At 52.2% G+C, this 17,708-nt stretch carries 17 protein-coding genes and 1 pseudogene; 6 read left to right on the top strand and 12 right to left on the bottom strand.

Translation table 11 applies throughout. The annotated features are described in order from the left end of the window. Positions 1-627 precede the first annotated feature (627 nt). A complete protein-coding gene (locus V8L70_RS18210) occupies positions 628-1,758 on the top strand; it encodes a hypothetical protein (protein ID WP_101146627.1) in 1,131 nt (376 codons plus the stop codon). A 2,112-nt stretch (positions 1,759-3,870) separates the two neighbouring features. Here the strand turns inward: V8L70_RS18210 and V8L70_RS18205 are convergent. The 3 genes from V8L70_RS18205 to V8L70_RS18195 form a co-directional block, all read right to left on the bottom strand. Then, on the bottom strand, positions 3,871-4,776 hold the full coding sequence (locus V8L70_RS18205) for a hypothetical protein (protein WP_101146625.1): 906 nt from the start codon (positions 4,774-4,776) through the stop codon (positions 3,871-3,873). A gap of 36 nt (positions 4,777-4,812) precedes the next feature. Further along, a complete protein-coding gene (locus tag V8L70_RS18200) occupies positions 4,813-4,977 on the bottom strand; it encodes a hypothetical protein (protein ID WP_157826501.1) in 165 nt (54 codons plus the stop codon). Positions 4,978-5,041: 64 nt separating this feature from the next. Continuing rightward, entirely contained in the window at positions 5,042-5,965 is a 924-nt protein-coding gene (locus V8L70_RS18195; protein WP_101146624.1) for an Abi family protein, read from the bottom strand. A gap of 479 nt (positions 5,966-6,444) precedes the next feature. On the opposite strand from V8L70_RS18195, the gene V8L70_RS18190 reads away from it, so the two are divergent. Next, on the top strand, positions 6,445-6,993 hold the full coding sequence (locus tag V8L70_RS18190; RefSeq protein WP_101146623.1) for a hypothetical protein: 549 nt from the start codon (positions 6,445-6,447) through the stop codon (positions 6,991-6,993). A 566-nt stretch (positions 6,994-7,559) separates the two neighbouring features. Here the strand turns inward: V8L70_RS18190 and V8L70_RS18185 are convergent. The 3 genes from V8L70_RS18185 to V8L70_RS18175 form a co-directional block, all read right to left on the bottom strand. Beyond that, entirely contained in the window at positions 7,560-7,844 is a 285-nt protein-coding gene (locus tag V8L70_RS18185; RefSeq protein WP_198556051.1) for a HigA family addiction module antitoxin, read from the bottom strand. Positions 7,845-7,978: 134 nt separating this feature from the next. Next, positions 7,979-8,257, bottom strand: coding sequence for a type II toxin-antitoxin system RelE/ParE family toxin (locus tag V8L70_RS18180; RefSeq protein ID WP_101146622.1), 279 nt, complete (start codon positions 8,255-8,257; stop codon positions 7,979-7,981). Positions 8,258-8,522: 265 nt separating this feature from the next. Next, positions 8,523-8,978: a DUF192 domain-containing protein gene (locus tag V8L70_RS18175; protein ID WP_157826500.1), complete on the bottom strand. Its 456-nt coding sequence runs from the start codon at positions 8,976-8,978 to the stop codon at positions 8,523-8,525. 113 nt (positions 8,979-9,091) lie between these two features. On the opposite strand from V8L70_RS18175, the gene V8L70_RS18170 reads away from it, so the two are divergent. The 3 genes from V8L70_RS18170 to V8L70_RS18160 all read left to right on the top strand — a co-directional run bounded on the left by V8L70_RS18170 (position 9,092) and on the right by V8L70_RS18160 (position 10,357). Next, a complete protein-coding gene (locus V8L70_RS18170; RefSeq protein ID WP_157826499.1) occupies positions 9,092-9,649 on the top strand; it encodes a hypothetical protein in 558 nt (185 codons plus the stop codon). Beyond that, a complete protein-coding gene (locus tag V8L70_RS18165) occupies positions 9,624-9,956 on the top strand; it encodes a DUF6685 family protein (protein WP_332870637.1) in 333 nt (110 codons plus the stop codon). The genes V8L70_RS18170 and V8L70_RS18165 overlap by 26 nt, the downstream gene beginning before the upstream one ends. A gap of 128 nt (positions 9,957-10,084) precedes the next feature. Next, entirely contained in the window at positions 10,085-10,357 is a 273-nt protein-coding gene (locus tag V8L70_RS18160) for a hypothetical protein (protein ID WP_127062892.1), read from the top strand. Between the two features lie 274 nt (positions 10,358-10,631). Here the strand turns inward: V8L70_RS18160 and V8L70_RS18155 are convergent, their stop codons facing one another. Genes V8L70_RS18155 through V8L70_RS18140 form a run of 4 tightly spaced genes read right to left on the bottom strand, consistent with a single transcriptional unit; the run spans position 10,632 to position 15,931 of the window. Continuing rightward, complete coding sequence (locus V8L70_RS18155) at positions 10,632-11,654, bottom strand: L,D-transpeptidase family protein (RefSeq protein ID WP_431313231.1); 1,023 nt, start codon at positions 11,652-11,654, stop codon at positions 10,632-10,634. Positions 11,655-11,707: 53 nt separating this feature from the next. Next, complete coding sequence (gene lnt, locus V8L70_RS18150) at positions 11,708-13,240, bottom strand: apolipoprotein N-acyltransferase (RefSeq protein WP_022521287.1); 1,533 nt, start codon at positions 13,238-13,240, stop codon at positions 11,708-11,710. 4 nt (positions 13,241-13,244) lie between these two features. Then, positions 13,245-13,748, bottom strand: coding sequence for a signal peptidase II (gene lspA / locus V8L70_RS18145; RefSeq protein ID WP_022521288.1), 504 nt, complete (start codon positions 13,746-13,748; stop codon positions 13,245-13,247). Further along, positions 13,745-15,931, bottom strand: coding sequence for a heavy metal translocating P-type ATPase (locus V8L70_RS18140; protein WP_101146563.1), 2,187 nt, complete (start codon positions 15,929-15,931; stop codon positions 13,745-13,747). Before V8L70_RS18140 ends, lspA begins: the two co-directional genes overlap by 4 nt. 86 nt (positions 15,932-16,017) lie before the next feature. Between V8L70_RS18140 and V8L70_RS18135 the strand changes: the two genes are divergently transcribed. Beyond that, positions 16,018-16,476, top strand: coding sequence for a MerR family transcriptional regulator (locus tag V8L70_RS18135; protein WP_101146562.1), 459 nt, complete (start codon positions 16,018-16,020; stop codon positions 16,474-16,476). Positions 16,477-16,632: 156 nt separating this feature from the next. Here the strand turns inward: V8L70_RS18135 and V8L70_RS22970 are convergent. Further along, a pseudogene (locus V8L70_RS22970) lies at positions 16,633-16,779 on the bottom strand (ZIP family metal transporter); the annotation flags it as partial. Between the two features lie 132 nt (positions 16,780-16,911). Continuing rightward, on the bottom strand, positions 16,912-17,673 hold the full coding sequence (locus V8L70_RS18125) for a ZIP family metal transporter (protein ID WP_232774881.1): 762 nt from the start codon (positions 17,671-17,673) through the stop codon (positions 16,912-16,914). Between the last annotated feature and the right edge of the window lie 35 nt (positions 17,674-17,708).

The raw sequence follows: 17,708 nt of genomic DNA, 5'->3' as shown, positions 1-17,708 counted from the left end.
TAATCGGGTATTACAGCCAGCTTAGGCCTCACCAGCATAACGGTGGTATGAGTCCGAACCAGGCAGAGGAAAAGTACTGGGTTAACTATAAAGCGGTGGCCAGTTTTACTTGACCACTACATATGGCGGACGCGTGAGAAGCGCCGCTTCGTTTTCGCGCTATATCAGTGTCGACTAAAAGACCGCTCCTGGCCGGTAACAACAGTCCCGCCTAGACCGTCGTTTGAGCACATCCAACTTCCGTTTGCTCTTCCATTTCCAAAGCATTATCTACCTCTAACCCAAGATATCTGACGGTACTTTCCAGCTTCGTGTGTTCCAGGAAACATTGCACCGCTCTCAAGTTTTTAGTGCGGCGATATATCAACGATGCTTTGGTGTGACGCATCGTGTGCGTGCCATAGATGGATGCATCTAGATCAATTTCGCTTACCTAAGCTTTAACGGTACGGGACGTACCAAGCGCTTGTAGATGTGAATCCACGGCTTCAGGAAATAGAGGTAATCCGGTTTCATCATTTTGGTAAAAAGCTCGCCATGGCCGAACCTTGAGAGGCCTACCTACCTATACTGCATTGATCACATTTCAATATCTCGATTCGCAAACTTCATAATGCGAGGCTTTACATGAAATCTCAGCTTTCCATTATTGCCTCTATATTCGGATTCATCTTCCTGTCCCTCTCATCACCGGCGGCTGCCCAGTCGACGCTGCATGTTTGTCATAGCGGTGGGCCCAGGGTGTTGGCCGTGGTTTACGAGACATACAACGGCCTAATGCAGAACTACTCGGTAAGCGGGTGGCACATATTGGAGAATCACGGCTGTTATCGAGAATGGCTTATGGGTCGAGATATTCGCTCCTTTGCCTTTGCTGCACTCAACGAGAACCGACAATTGGTCGCTCTCCCATTCGATTTCAATTTAGCCAGATCAAGCTTCCCGGGTAGCGTGAAAGCTATCTGCATCCCGGTAACAGAAGACTTTGAGCCCTTCGAAGAGACATCATCGCTTATATACCACCTAACACCGCCATGCCGCGATGGCCATGTACCGCTCACCACTTCGTTCAGTATTCGCGGTGGCACGGATGAGTCAACGATGCGCATGAATGTGCCCGGCGTGGCGAATCTTCCCTCACCGGATCAGGGGTATGCTCGCGTTTGGGAAGAAAAATTCGGGCAAGGATTGGCAGAAAGGCGGGAAGAAGAACAGCGGAAACAGCAAGAGCAACAACTCAAACACGCAGAAGAACAGCGGAATCAGGCAGAACGAGCGGCATCACAGGCGAGGGAGGCTGAACGGCGCCAGAAAAAAATGCGCTTCGAGGCTCATGCCAAGAGATTGGGGGTGCTTGCGGATGAACGACAAGTGCCCGTTGAGGAAACGATCAAGCTCTTTTCGGACCCTGAGTACGGGTGCGAAGGACTTGGAGATGAAGAGCAAGTAGTAAATGAATTTTCCGAGGCGGAGATATCTCAATTCTGCTCAGCACTCGATAAAGGCTTAACAGACGCTGAGTCACAGCCATTGTCGGAACTTGAAAAGAGTAAAGCAGACGCCTGGGATGTAAGCGGATTTTTATGGCCGGGTCTCTCAATGTGCAGCTATCTCATTATTCATGAATCTATCACCGCTGTACTGGATAAAAGAAAAGACGATCCTGGGTATGGTGAGTGCAACGATGACAGTTTGGAGAAAATGCGATCGTTAGCTGCGGAAATCGTCGGATTTCCCGAGTCGACTACCTTGCCATGAGGAAATTGCCCAAGAAGCTGCAAAAAAACTCCACAAGTTTCTGGAGTAATGAAACCTCTGTTTAGTTGGGTCGCAGTGCTCAAGGCGCCGCCAGTATCCAACTAAGACCTGAGCCAGACAATGCCCGTTCACTGGAATTAAATAGGATCTAGGAAATAGGTGTCTACAGCACAGGGCAACATAGAGACACGCACAATGGCTATAAGCTGCCGCTTTACCCACATATGGTCTTGGCTAGCTCAGTGGTATTGATATGGAGCAGTAAAAAGGGGTTAGACATATATGCGCGAGTACTGAAAGACCGCTTTTGGCCGAAAACTGAAGTAAGCAGGAATAGGTGTGAGCTCTTCGTAACGTTTAGCATCATTTTATGTAACAGCAGTGCTTACAAATAGACTTTATTTAAATCGAAAACCTGGAACTTTCCAAGCGTCCTGATAAACATGCAACAAGGGGGGAGCGGTTATCCCACTGAATGCAGGAATCAAAGGCTGTTCCACCGTCGATATGGTACAACCCGATAAAAAATTCGCTCAGTGATTCCTAATTCCATCCATGCTGCTGTTGATCATGTAGCCCTTGAAGCAGCCCTCGACCTCATTCATACGATCTCCTTAGTTATTCCTACCCAGTGCAGGTCTCATCAATGGTAGGACGCAGAGTGACACTTGGAGTGAGGAAGTGCTGGATGGCCGCAACCAGTCGATAGGCTACAGTATAACTCATGGGCAATACGCACTGTTTACGCTGCCGTGCGGTCGAGCATTGACCGAACGTGTGGATTCGCATCCCTGCCATCCTCCTCGACCCCTTGAGCAGGCCGATTGATTGAGGCGCCAGCCCAGAGATCCACTACAGCACACTGGCTCACACCGACAGTGCAGTGAACGACAATTTTTACTGATCGTCGATCGCTGGTCCACTGCCGAATCCAGCCTGAAATCCTCCAAGCATCCTCAAGCGTCATGGGCTCTTCGCAGCCGAAGCCCTCACCGGGAACAACATCATCGAACTGCATTAAGAGAACATCAGCCTCCCCCTTTGCCAAGCGAGTTGAACGCTCATCAACCCCACGAATGGACAGGACTACAGTATCGGCGCTCGATGTCACGTCGACTTGTATATTCGATGCTAGTGATCATTGGATTTCTCATTCTGCTTGGTGCTTGCTGGCGAAATCGTCCCTCGAGGTGAATCCTCATCGAGTACTCAGAGGCCGCGGAGCGGGATCGCTTTCATGAAGTCTGGCGATTGATATGCTGCTGAGTATCGATCACTAAAGCCTGAGCTGCAGCGACATATCACAGAAGGGTTTCTCGCTCGGGGTACTTAGGGTGCGCGTTATTCCATGGCAGGCGAACGCACGCCTCATAAATCACGGACGACCGAGTAAAGGGGGGTATCTAGGTAGTTTGTCACCAGCGCCTCGCCGGCCTGGACCACCACTTTGCTGCAAGTGATTCCCCCCTGTTGTCCCCTGCTCATGAATGGCTGGTTCAAAGGAGATAGGGCCGGTTATGACACAGAATGAGAAAGCCCCAAATAGCGAACTAGAAGGGGCTTGAAGGTAAAACGTGAATCTGATCAGCCGAAGGCTGCAGATTTGCTGTGCATGACAGCTTCACCTGGAGCAAAAAGCCACAGGGATGCCTCGAGGAGGTGATCAGGTCTGCTGACGTAAGCGCCCTCGCGTGATAGCCGAAAAGCCCGCGGGCCTTGTCGAAACAACCTGACAACCAACCTAAGAGGTTACCGTGATTAGCAATTTCCGTTTCCCATACCGTTCAATGAACGGCCTCGCCAATAAGATAGGGGCATAGGTGACATCTGGAAAGTTAATATCGGAAAAAATAATACCCAAACGACAATCTCGGTCAGTTGAGGGGAGGTAGGATCCGCAGGATATGGCTGCCTTGATCTTGTGTCGAGCTATCGTTAGCAGGATCAATTACACAGGCGTTGAGAGCCCCCAGGGCGAGCGCCCGAAGGTATCGCTTCAATGTCTCGCGATCGGTAATCGCAAGGTTCAGCCATGGCTCGGTCCCTGCGGCGCCCGCCTGAGTACAATGTCTATTTCAACACTTCTCTTTTATATATCTTGGCTAGGCTGCATTACTGATAAGCTAGATAGCTTGGGGGTTGGTTGAAATCGATTGTGACATCCCAGTCCGGTAGATCCTCGCACTGACCGACAAGCTGGCGACCGCTTTCTCCCGGTAAGTCGATGCGAACGTCAATGTGTCCTAACTGTCTTCTGCATCGCATCTGCTCATGAACGATCGAGAAGGGGGCCACCCATTGGCCATGAGGGTCTGGACGAAGTTTCATCCAATAATATTCGATAGGCTTCATCCTGACGCCTTGCGGTACTGAGTTAACCCCAAAGCACGATAATCTATTCAAGAGAAAATTCACGTTGTCGAGACGACGGCGATTCAGCCCGTTGCTGATGATTCCTTCCCCAACGAGTTGTGACAACGCGATTAAGGCTCTAAGCGTAGCTTCATCTAGCGGTGGAAGTGGCATACCGTCTCTACCATGGCCCGATAAGGTGAGGGGGATTTCCACAAACTGAGCTTGTCGATGAATCAGGCTATGGCGATACTCTATTGTAGACACGTAACAAGTCAGAATTCCCACCCAGGTGCAGGTTTCCTCGGTTAGGATCGCGCCATTCAGCGTCTCGCTCATTGCGATACGAGCCTTTTCCTTAATTGGCCAGAGCTTGGCTTCCCGCTGGGGTTTTATACCTTGTTTCGCCAGCGCAAGCTCGATCGTAAGATCGAGCACCTTCCAGGCTGCTCCAAACGCCAATGGCAAGAAAGCTGCACGTAGGTTGTCCTCCCGATTGGCTTGAATGTGGCTCGCCCCGTTCTGTATAACGTTTTTTCCTCCGTCAATGAGGGGACGTATATCGATGTAGCTTCCTGATGCCTGGGCTGTCAGGGGTAAATACCGGTCAAGGGCAAAACGTTCAAAGGCAGTCTCTGCCTCATACTCATTAATGTTAGTGACCATTGGTAGAGCCTATTACAAGCAACTGTTTAAACTTAATCAGTTGGATGTGGCACCTAACTCACTTAGATAGGCAACCGTTTGGCGATTCAGCCTTACCCAACTATCCTCGATTTCATCAGGGACTTCGATCCAAGTGAGGCGCAAACGATCGGCTACTTTCGCCAAGGCCTCGTATTCTGCAACTCCCAGGCAGCGTAACATCGTACCTTTCCCTGGATAATAAGATGTTTCAGGATACTCTCTGAAAATTAGCTTCGGGTTGTATTCAGTTCCAGAACGGTCGTGTTTCCCACTGAAAGGGAATCCCTATTGACTGAGGTGTGATGCCGGCTTTTGAGAGCGTCGCAACTGGCAATGTTCTCATAACTGTCTTGAAGCGATCCTGCCAAGTTGTTGATGGATCGATCGCTTTCAAAAGTGCTTGGAGCGCGACGGTCCGGGAAAAGAAAAATCCTTGATCAGGGTTGCCTGGAAACTCGGAGTGGATAGCATTCGCGCTTTGAGGGCTGTCAGCGCCGACATTATTATTCCAGACCCTGCTATGGTGGGCACAATTATTACGCAGCATGGTTGTGCTTTTGAGCCACGACACAATGACCTTTTCATCGTAGCCAAACTGTGTAGCCACTCGCCTCCGATGTTCGCGATCAAGACTGGCAAGCAACCGCGACATTTGGCCAATGCTTAACTCCTCCAAGATTGTCCAGATCGGCGGATAAGGCGGCGTATGGTAAGTGTGGTAATAGTGCTTAATGGGGTTGGTAAGTCTCAATCCCAAGACGTTCTTCATGAAATTGCGGTGCGCTTCCATGTCCTTGAAATGTTTGGTTTTGAGATAGAAGTGGGGGCCGCAGTCTTTGTCATTGGCCATAGCGTTAACTATGGCGGATCTAAACGCGACTTCTACTTGTTCAATAGCGTCAAGGAGCACTAGCCGAAGACTACGATCGAACTCGTAAAGCGCAAGAATATCGTCAAACCTTACACCCGGATAAAAACGTTTTTGATCATCCTGCAGCGGCCGCGTATAAATGAGCAGCCGGTAATACCCGACAAACTGAAGGGCATTAAGTGCTTGTGATTGCTGACCTTTGGTGATGAGACCCTTGGCGCGAAGGTGGCGAAGATGGGCGTGAGAGGATTTTGCGGGTTTTGTGAAGTTTAGTTGTGGTTGCAGTTGTAGCCCCATACATTCTTTTACCACTAAAAAAACTAACCCCCTGGTGCGCAGTCAGAACGAATCCTGTGAGGCGTGGGGGTTATTCTTGTCTTAAATAATAGGCTTCTACTGTACTCGTGTCAATCTAGGCTGTTTCCTATGCCGAATGGGCACCCGGAATAGGGAGAACCTTGGTCGGTACAAGTCCACTTGCAGTAGTAGACCTTTACTGTGCCCGTGCCAACCAAAGCTGTTTCTTATCTGTAATGGGTACTCGGCCGAAGGTGAACCTTGGCCAGGACAAGTCTAATTGATGTAGTACGCTTTGACTGGGTAGTAAAAGGCAGCTATAGGGGGAATGTTGCACCGGAATCCAACGTATAGCCTGTTTATAATTCACCGAATTTCACATGTATGGTTGGCAGTACTTTAACTACCCACCAAGATGAATATAGAAAAACCACTTGAAATTATCTTAATAAACTTAATAAGCGCCCACAGGGGGAAGCATGATTCTCGACGCTATCGATGGCTGGGACGATTACCCACGCCGCATTTTTGACCGTGAAACTACTATACGAGGTATTGCCGAGTGGATTGATGCCGAAAGCAGTGTCATGCCTTACTCGGTCTTGCATTGTGATGGCGTTCGTTTTCGCGTGGCTGTGCGCGATTATAAAGAGCAAGACTTGATCTTGGCGGCCGATGAGTACGGGCATCGTTCAGCAGCAGGGGCTTTGGGCGCTTTCGGCGAGCTGATTGACACGGCAAAACGTCGAATGGAAGGAAAAGAGTCCTGGCCAGAAGGCCCGGCGCTAGATGAAATTAGGCTCTACCAGAAAGAGCGTGAAGACGAAAAGCTCAACACTATGGCCACGTTATTTATCCAGCGCGAACCCCATATCGTCAATGAAATAGAATACGGCGCTCAGCCGGGCCAACTCGATCTGGACGCTGCATCGCTGCCAGAATGCTTGTGGGATGAATTTGAAGCAGAAGGAGAGGCGTTTAAGCTCGTCTTAGAGGAAGAAATTTACCACCGCGTGAATAAGAAGTAACACGCTGCGAAGAATTGCCAGCCGGGTTTCTCTACATCCAGATGGCATGACACAACATCAAACACCAAAAGTCCGGCCCTATACGACGTTTTTTTAACCTGTTAAAAGAATATAGATAACACCTATGTCGACGGGTGTCGAAATGCAGGCCTAGTGTTTTAATAGGAGTAGGGCTTTTAGCGAAGCTGCTGGTTAATCCTAGTCAGACAAAAAACCGATGAGGTAGCACCGTGATTGAGTGCGAAGGCATGAAGGATGATGAGACGCCATGTGCGCGAGAAGCAGTTCACAATATAACAGCTGTGGTGTTCGGCCAGGAACGCCAATTATTCCTTTGTCATGACTGCGTGCCCAAATATGTAGAGGAAGAAGACGACCTCTAATTAGGTGCTATTACCTGCTACGTTCGCATGAATGGGTAAGCAGATTTTTCATAATGGCCAATATTTAAACCTTGATACCCGGCAATAAGCCGGGTTTTTGCGTCTCAATTAGCGAGGCTAATTGGATACAAAAAACCCAACGTCGCGGTACGTTGGGTTTTTCCGAATTAATATCTTACTAATTCAAACAGCTGCAAATCTTTCAATATGGTTCTGTTCTTTATGCTCGGCGTGCCATAGCTCATAGTTTGCCTGCATCGTTAGCCAGTGCTTGGCATTGCCAATTCCGCCATGCTCTAACTTAACGGCCAAATCGGGGGAAATAGCGGCATGCTCATGTAATACGCGTGAAACTGCTGCACGAGACATGCCTAACTTTTTGGAAAATTCAGTGACGTTCAGCCCCAGCGCTGGCACGATCCGACGGCGCAATAAGCTACCTGGGTGCGGCGGGTTCATCATGGTCATGTTTCAGTTCTCTCTCTCTACACAAATTGTGTATCGCATATTTGAGGTGTTGCATTCATGGCTACGTCTGCGAGGCCATCTTTCTCGGTGGCCCTTGATAACCGTACCGAGCCGGTTATCAAGGAACGCCGGGGTTAGTGGTAGTCTAAATAGTCAACAAGGTGTACATCTTCCCCATCAAACGTAAATATCACTACCCAATTACCGTTTACATGCACCGAAAAAAAGCCTTTTCTATCACCCTTCAAACTATGAAAATCAAATCCTGGCAAATTCATATCGTTTGGCTTAGTGGCTGCGTCCAGTGCAGCAAGTATGCCTCTTAAATCGTCTACATGGTTTGGTTGTACTCCTTGGGATTCTCCCTTCTCATAAAGACGTTTAAGCCCTTTGTGTTTGATCTTCTGTATCATCGCATTGCTTTGCTCCCTTGTTGTGAAACGCCCTCGAAGTGTAGCGCGTAACGCTACACGCGTCAATGACAGCTGAGGTAGAAACTGCTTAAAGGTGGCATGGCTGACAGTACAGGAGCAGTTGTTCCGCCAACTAGATTGGCCCCGATTGAGGTGAAAAAACGGGTGTGCTCATTAACGTGCTTCTCTCTCACTCCTACAGTAAAACAGGTTTTAAGAGGGGGGTGGTGCTGTAAAGGGTCGATCTCAAGGCGATCTCCAGCGGCTATACATGCTCATTGAAGTAGCCGGCATTTACCTCCAGGGCCATCCAGAAGCTCGTGCCAGCTGGATAACGCGGACAGGCTCCTTTTTCGGTCGTGCAGGGGTCCATGCTGGTGATTGATTGGATCTCTCCGACATGGTCGAGGAAGGCAATATCAAGCGGTATACGAGTTTGGTACATCCAGAAAGCATGATCGGCTGTCTGCTCCTCATCATAGACGAAGAGCATGCCAGCATCGGGAGCCAGTGAGTCACGCTCCATTAGGCCGTTGCGACGCTGGCGCGAGGTAGATACCACCTCAAGCACGAGCGAATACCGGCCTTCCTTAGCGTGCAAGACACCAGAGGAAAATGCAGTGGCCTGTCGAAGAATCATCCCGGTGATTAGTGCAGTGCCAATCAAGAAAAGGGCCAAAATGCCGATAATTTGCGGGGTAGTGGGCCGATCGAATCTCACAAGCCTTTGTTGACGCCGTGACATTATCACCTGGGCTCCAGAATAAAATCAGAATATCACTCCAAGATAGAGCCGAGGGTGACCGTAACGTTTAGGCTTTGGGGGGACATATTATGCTGGCAACCACATTACTGATCCGCTGGCTGCGCCATGCTTGCTGGGCCAGCCCAGCAGTCGTGCAGCACGCTATTGAATTTTCGCACTTAGCAGCCCAGGTAACGCTCCCAGCCGCTAGCACCAGCGAACTCGGCATCATCCAATGGCACCGATGGCCGCTTTGCTTAGGGGGTGATATTGCCTACTGGCGACCAGGGCGAACGGGGCTGCAATGTCAGCGCCTGCCTTATCCAGCGGCCGCTGGACTCACATCGACCACCTACGATGACAACTTCAGCTGCTCGATCAGAGACATCATCTCCCTGGCGTCTGGGAAAGTCGATCTCGTCGGCTACGCCACTCTCGACTCCTATGCTATCGGCGAATGTCGCGAATTGGTTCACAACAACCGTGCCAGCATCGAACCTTTGCTCAACTGGCATGAACTCCGCTTCCATGGCGGTTCTGGCGCTGAAGAGTCAGTAGAAGGTTTCAGTTGGCGGCCATCTAAACAACCAGGGTGGCGCCCATCACTTCGCTGCAGCTTGTCTGATTGCTGGCTTCTTCGATCCTGAGCTGCGCATAAAAGCTCCCTTGACCAGGCATGAACTGAACACCGAGGTCGCCCAAGTTATTCTCAGCGCCTTCGACATCTTTTGCGAGCCAGAGCACCACACAATGAACGAAGCGTTTATGAAGCGGATGGAGGCTGCGCAGATCCCATTCGCCATCTGTTCAGCACCCCCGCCGCGGCAGGATGGCCATCACCTTTTACTGTTGTCCTGTGAGAACAGCAAATCCATGGGCGTAGCCGATATATTCCGAGCTTACGGCTGGCTCGATGTCGGCGACCTCTTACGCAAGCAGGCGAAACAACAATAGAAAAAAACTGGGCACATCCATTGGACAGGGCTGACATCAGCTGGTGTTATTGCGGCAGCGCGTAGAACCACCAGGCTGTTAGAGGGCTTTGAAAGTACATTGATAAGCAACGCATAAGGAGAATGAACTTGGCAAAGATTAAACACGACGCAGAGGCGTTTCACGCCGAGATAGCTATGCGCGTTTACGATGAATCTGTGACCGACGCTATTGACGTTATCACTCGTGATGGTGAGCCAGAAACCCTGCTGGCAGTGGTGCGAAGCCTTGTTGATTTTAACGTGTATTACAGCAATCAGAAAAACTATAAGACGTACCAACACGCCTATGCTGCTATCGGTGCTGCAATTGATAAGGCGAACCCAGAGCATCAGCCACTAAACAAACACTGGAATAAATGAATCTTAATAGGGAAATAATATTTATCACTTTGCCTAGGTATAGAAAAAGCCCCTGCCAGCCAGTGGAAGGGGCTTAGAATAGATCCTCTTCGTCACACTTCAGTGCTACCGAAAGTGGATGCTACCAACGTTGTGATGATCGCATTAGCTCTTTCTACGCTAGTGATGGAAGAGCTCAATCAACAACACACGACGAATATTAAGGGTTTGACGGTAGCCAAGCCGTTGTTCTCCAAAGGGCTGAAAAAACGCTCTGCCTTGTCTTTATCGACATTCACGACGAATGAAGTGTCAGTTCTTCATAAACACTGTTGATATTGTCGTCTTCTTTATTACTCGGTTCCGGCTTCGGATACAGAGGTTCGATAAGCCCGTTGGATAATGCTAGTAAATCGCTAAGCTGTTCGTAATCGAAGCTAACGCCATCTACATTGCGTTGCTCAAGGCGTGAAATGGCATCTGATATAGCGGTCATGGTGTGATCCTCCACCCCTAAAGGAGGTAATGCCTGTACCAGCGGCTGTCCGTTGTCCCAACCGATTTTAATAGGTTGGTTGATGATATTGACCTGGGTGCCCGCCGGTATGCGGTCAAAAATTGATTCAATATCGTCAGGCAACATGCGTATACAGCCACGGCTTGCACGCATGCCAATGCCATCGGGCTGGTTGGTGCCGTGAATCAAATAGCCATCGAAGCCTAGGATGATGGCATGGTCTCCTAGCGGGTTATCGGGGCCGGGCGGTACAACGCTTGGTGCGGTTTCGCCGCGTGCTTCCGCTTCACGTTTTACCGACTCAGGCGGGTACCATGCGGGGTTTTTAATGTTCATGGTGGTCTCGGTCACACCAAGGGGTGTATCAAACCCTTCGCGACCGATGCCGATAGGATAGGTCTCAACGCGCGGTGTCTCACCGGTTTTGACATCTGGGTAGTAGTAAAGCCGCAGCTCGGCGATATTGATGACGACCCCAGTACGCTCGACATTCGGCAGGATGAAGCGTCCTGGAATGGTTACTTCAGTACCCACTCCGGGCACCCAAATACTGACCTCTGGGTTAGCACGTACAATCTCCTGGTAGCCAAGGTTGTGACGTCTGGCAATATCAATCAGAGTATCCTCGTAATTCTTCACGATGAAGGTGTCAGCCTCTCCGATAATATTGCCTTCCTCAGGTAGCGGGTAATGCCCCTTGGGCCATTCCGTCTCCTGGGCAGTGGAAGGTTGTGCCGCCATGGCGACAGGGAGCCATGCCAGAAACGAAACCATCACACTCACGATGAAGCCGATCTGCATTGGCCATGGGAGGAATCTCTTAAGTATTGCTGCGTTCTTTGCCAAGAGCATCGCTAGGTTCCTTTTTCATCTAATGCGTCGTTTTTTGATCGAGATAAGTTCAGTTGTAACCCGAGCAGTGTCAGCACCGCAGCGAGTATCCAAGCGGGGCCACTACCGGTGCGTGTGAAAGGAGTTAGGCCCTGCATCGGGGTCACCTCGCCCGTTAAACTGGCCTGTTCAAACTGTGGGGCACGGGCTGTGACGTGACCTTGTGAATCGATGATGGCCGTCACGCCATTACTGGTAGCTCGAAGTAGGTGACGACCATTTTCTAAGGCACGTAGACGCGCCATTTGAAGATGTTGGTGTGGGCCAATGGAACGCCCAAACCACGTATCGTTGGAAACCGTTAATAGCAGCTCGGCATTACGCGCCTGCTGGGCGACATGGTCGGCAAAAATGATTTCGTAACAAATGGCATTGCCAATGGTGGCTCCAGCCACGTGTAACGGAGCCTGTTCGCCTGACCCTGGGGTCAGGCGAGGTACTGGCAAGTCGAAAAAAGCAAGGGTGCCAGCGAGGAGACTTTGGAATGGCAAATACTCGCCAAAGGGCACCAAGTGCGCCTTCTGGTATTCGCCCTGCACATCATTTAGCCCTATGACGCTGTTATAAGAGCGCCCTTCACTGTCGCGTTGCAAAATGCCGGTCAACAAGGCGGTGTCAGGCCCCAGGTCGGACGCTACTTGCTCAAGTATTTGCTGTGCTTCCTGCTCAAGCATGGGAAGGGCTGCCTCGGGCCAAACGATGAGATCGATATCCCTTGCTTGCTCCCGTGTCATCGCCGTGTAGATACTGATCGCCTCGCGCTGCCCTTGGGCAGTCCACTTAATGCGCTGGTCAAGATTCCCTTGCAGCAATGCCACCCGGATGGGCTTGCCAGCCGGGGTTGTCCATTGGGCGGGCAATAGGAATGGAACGATCCACAAGGCGGCCATTGGGACAAGGAAACTCCAGCGGCGACGCAGTACCTCTACCCCTAACGTACCTGTCAGCGCGGTCATGAGTGACAGCAAGTACACACCACCAACGGGCGCCCATGGGGCTAGTGGAGAATCAATCTGAGAGGTGCCCAGCAATAACCAGGGAAAGCCGGTGAGCATCCAAGTGCGTAGCCATTCGCTCACCACCCACATACCGGCAAAGCTAAGAAAGGCGAACCGTGGCCCCGTGATGCGTCGATAGAGCCCAAAGGGGACTGCAAAGAAGAGCGCCAGGACGCTGACAAAAAGAGTGGTGAGGAACATCGCCACCAAGGCCCCGGTGCCACTGAAATCGTGAATAGCAACGAAGACCCACGACGTGCCTGAACCGAACAGGCCTACCCCATAGCACCACCCACGCAGGGTGGCCATGGCGGGCGTTAGCAACTGTATCTTCCAATAGACCAGTGCCACGGCCACTGGGCCAAGCCACCATAGGGAAAAGGGGGCGGCACTCAAGGTGGTCAGCACCCCAGCGGCGAGCGCTACAACGCAATCGACTATTGGTGAGGAGCGCCCAGCAAAAAGCGTATATTCTTTATCTTTATCGACCACATCCATAGCGTTACTCAGAGCGCTTAAAAGCAGGACTTTCACGCCATAACGCCACCGCGAACATCAATACACCGGCAAATAGCGCGATATCGGCCATGTTAAAGGCGGGCCAATGCCATTCGCCCCAGTAAATGTCCAGATAGTCGACGACGTACCCTCGCGCTAAGCGATCAACAGTATTACCGAGCGCGCCGCCAAGAATCAGGCTGTACGCACAGGCCTCCAAGCGCGACAGGGGTTTGCATAGCTGCACAACCAATACGACGACCACCACCAACGCTAAACCAAGAAAGAGGTAGCGCTGCCAACCCCCTGCTTCTGCGAGAAAGCTGAAAGCGGCTCCTGTGTTCCCGGTATAAACCCAGTTAAAAAACGGCGTTAGCGGAATGACTTGGCCAAACGACATCTGAGCATGCACAATTTCCTTGACCAGTTGATCGGCTAGAGCCATCACGCAAGCTAATGTGAACCATGGCCAGCGACGTGAAGGGCTATCGTGTTGCACTGTTCTCATGAGGTTACTTTTCCTTGTGACAGGCCTGTCATTGCGGTACTGGGCGAAAAGCGGTAACCCAGCAGTCGCATGGCGTTCAACGTCACCAGGACGGTAGCACCGGTATCGGCCATCACCGCAATCCACATGCCGGTAATACCCAGCGCCGTTGTAACTAGGAAAATGGCTTTTAAGCCAAGGGCGAGAACAACGTTGGTTTTCACATTGCGCAGCGTGGCACGAGAGAGGTCTATCAGCTCAGCGATGCCGGTAACGCGGTTCTTGAGCAAGGCTGCATCGGCGGTTTCCAACGCCACATCCGTGCCGCCCCCCATCGCGATACCCACATCGGCTGCCGCGAGTGCCGGTGCATCGTTGATGCCATCGCCTACTTTACCGATGGGGCCACGGCCAGCCGCTTGCCAGTCTCGAACATACGCTGCCTTGTCTTCAGGCATTAGTTCGCCGTACGCTTCAATGCCTAAGCGACCCCCCGTGGCAGCGACGGTGCGGGCATTATCACCGCTGAGCATGACCGCCTGTACGCCTAAACGGGATAGCGCCGCTAGGCCTTCAATGGCATCTTCGCGTGGCTCATCGCGAACCGCGATCAAGCCCAGTAAACGCTCGCCTTCGACGAGGAGAGCGAGGCTCTTACCGGCTTCTTCTAACGCGACAATCCGAGCACTGAGACTTTCCTCAAGGATGACTTTCTCGTGAAGGTGACGAGGCGTCATTAAGCTCAGCTCGCGACCCTCCACCTGGCCTGAGACACCGCGCCCCGCCAGAGCGCGGCTGCCGGTGGCGGTGGGGAGGTTTAGGCCCGATTGTCGGGCATGCTCAACGATAGCCGTGGCGATAGGGTGACTGGAATCTCGCTCTATCGCGGCGGCGAGCCGCAATACGCTGTTATCGTCTTCCTCAGCGATCCAAGACTCCACATCTGTGACTCTTGGAGTACCCGCAGTGAGGGTGCCCGTTTTATCTAATGCCACCAAGCGAAGCTTACCTAACTGTTCAAGAACGGCTCCCCCTTTGATCAATAGGCCGCGCCGAGCGCCCGCCGAGAGGCCTGCGGCGATGGCGGCTGGGGTGGAAATGACTAACGCGCAGGGGCATGCGATTAACAGCAATGCTAACGCACGGTAAATCGACTCCGACCATGCCATGGTCGATACCAGCGGTGGCACTATCGCCATCAGGAGGGCGAGTAAGACGACGGCGGGCATATAGTAATACGCAAAACGATCAATAAAGCGTGCTATCGGTGCCTTGGCGGCCTGTGCTTCTTCAACCAGGCGAATAACGCGTGCGATCGTATTGTCATCAGCGCCTCGTGTTACCTCCACCTCCAGGGCGGCATCAAGATTCACTGTGCCAGCAAAAATGTCATCACCAGGCGCTCGCGAACGGGGTATGGACTCGCCGTTTACCGGCGACTCGTCAATGTCGGAGGTGCCCACCAGGATGCGTCCATCGCAGGGAACGCGATCACCGGGCCGCACCAGCACACGCTGGCCGGGTTTAAGTGACTCCGCCGAGACGTCACGCAGATGGCCATTGTCCATCAGCCTCGCCGTTGAGGGTGCTAAATTTGCCAAGGCTGAGATACTGCGGCGCGCCCGTGAAGCAGCTACCCCTTCGAGTAGCTCACCTACGGCGAACAAGAACACGACCATCGCAGCTTCAGCGGCAGCATTGATGGCCAATGCGCCAAGCGCAGCGATGCACATCAGCATCTCGATGGTAAAGGGGTTGCGCATTTTGAGGGCGCCCCAGGCACTCTGCGCAATGGGCATTAAGCCGACCAGCGTGGCCAGAATGAACGGCACATTACCCAGCGCAGGCCATGCTAAACGAAGCGCGAAGGCTACGATCAGCAGATTTCCTGTGATAATGACCAAGCGCCCTTTAGCGGTTTGCCACCAAGGGGATGAAGAACCAGATGCGCGTGTTTGGCCATCAGGGGAAGTCACTTGATAGCCTAGTTCGTTCAGAATGCCCTCAATGGTCTTTCGCGAGGGGGCCCCGTGATCATGGTGATGAATCTTCACCGATCCCGTGACCGAGCTTGCCGTGACTTCCTCAATGCCGTCCAGCCGCTCTAGCGCCGACACGACCTTGCGCTCACAACCGCCGCAGTCCATGCCTTCAACACGCAGCGTCAAAAAGGTAGTCGCTGTCGCCTGCGTTGATGTTTTCATGGTGCCTCTTCTCTCAATGGGCTATGGTTTTGAAGTGTAAACCTTGTAGCAACTATAGCTTCAAGCCCTACGTAAGGAGTTTTACCATGTCGATGATGGGGCAAAGTATCAGCATTGGTGAGTTAGCACGACGAGCCGATTGCAAACCTGAAACGGTTCGTTATTACGAGCGTATTGGGCTGCTGCGCGATGCAACACGAACCGGCGGAGGGCAGCGCCGCTATGGAGACGACGCTGTGCGGCGTTTGACCTTCATTCGTCATGCCCGAGACTTTGGCTTTTCGGTGGAGTCAGTGCGAGAGCTTTTGGCCATGTCAGATCAGCCTGATATGCCTTGCCAAGAAGTCGATGCCATCGCCACGCATCACCTAAAGAAAGTGGAGTCCCGCCTTCAGCGACTGTCCGCACTGCGTGAGGAGCTTCAACGGATGGTCACGCAGTGTGCCGGTGGCAAAGTGGGAAGCTGCCGAATCATTGAGGTCATCAGTGATCATCAGCTCTGTATCACTGAAAAATCGCACGGAGGGGCTCACGACTTGGGTTAGAACTAACGCTACGCCCCACGCCCAATGGTTAGCCCAGAGAAACATCCAAAAACAGCATGAGTACCAATCCGATGGAAAGGCCCAGCGTGGCCTTTTTTTGTGCCCGCTCCGATGAGTTCCGGGAATAATCTCATGACTGATCACATACAGCATCGCTCCCGCCGCAAAGGCCAATCCCCAGGGAAGCAACGCTTGTGACATGCTGACGACCCCAGCGCCTAATAAGCCACCCAATGGCTCAACAAGCCCCGTAAGGGTGGCAATCGTCCATGACCGCCAACGTGAATAGCCCACGCTTGGCATTCTTGCACATCAACCCATTCGGCGGGACTGACCTGGGGGGAAAGTGAATATTTCTGTCCACGATTAGGTGCACCGTAAACAGGGGCTGCTTCGTGGGTCAGCACGACAGGGGCTTTATTGGAGAGCTGTACATTAGCCTTGTGACACAACCCCTTCCAAGCCTGCCGATACCAGAACGAACAGGACAAAGCCGCCTATGAAGGCCAGCGGCGAGACGTGGGTATCTTCTCCGCTCTCATGAGCCTCGGATATCATGTCCTCGATGGCAGCGACCGTGAGAAGGCCTGCCGTGAACGTCAATGCCGCTAGCTTGAACGCTTCCGGTAGGTCCCTGAGCACGAAATAAGCGAAGATGGCTGCCGAGAGTACGGGAACCGCCAAGGAGGCAGAGATCAGCAAGCGCTTGCTGCGGGGAATTCCTTTGTCTTTCATGTTGGCGATCATCGCAAACCCCTCAGGGCCATCCGCGAGCACCTGCCCCGCCGCCAGGATTATCGCGACCGACGGTGAGACCGCCGACCCCGCCCCGATCAGGAGGCCATCGCTGAACAGGTCGATGGACACGGCGATATAGATCATCCAGACACTCGTCTGACTGCCTTCTTTCTGCTGACCTTGCCGCTTCTGGAGACTCTCAACGAGCTTCTCAAGGCCTACGTAAACAATGCCACCCAGCGCGAAAGCGAGGGCGATTAGCCAGGCTGAAAGGCTCTCCAGCACACGTGGCATGATTTCCACCGCCACCACCGCAATGACGAGGCCGGCAGCACCGTGAAGGGCGTAATTGAGACGGCGCCCTGTCGTTCGGGAGGCCTCCGCAGCAAGCCCGCCACTGAAGTTTCCCAACGCGGGCAACAGCGCCAAGCCGAGTACCAGCCAAATACTATCCATCATCTTCCTTCCTTGGTAGATTCCTAGATACGCTGCCT

Source organism: Vreelandella arctica (genome assembly GCF_037070215.1).
Lineage (GTDB): Bacteria > Pseudomonadota > Gammaproteobacteria > Pseudomonadales > Halomonadaceae > Vreelandella > Vreelandella arctica.
This window is presented reverse-complemented; position numbering and strand designations above follow the sequence as displayed.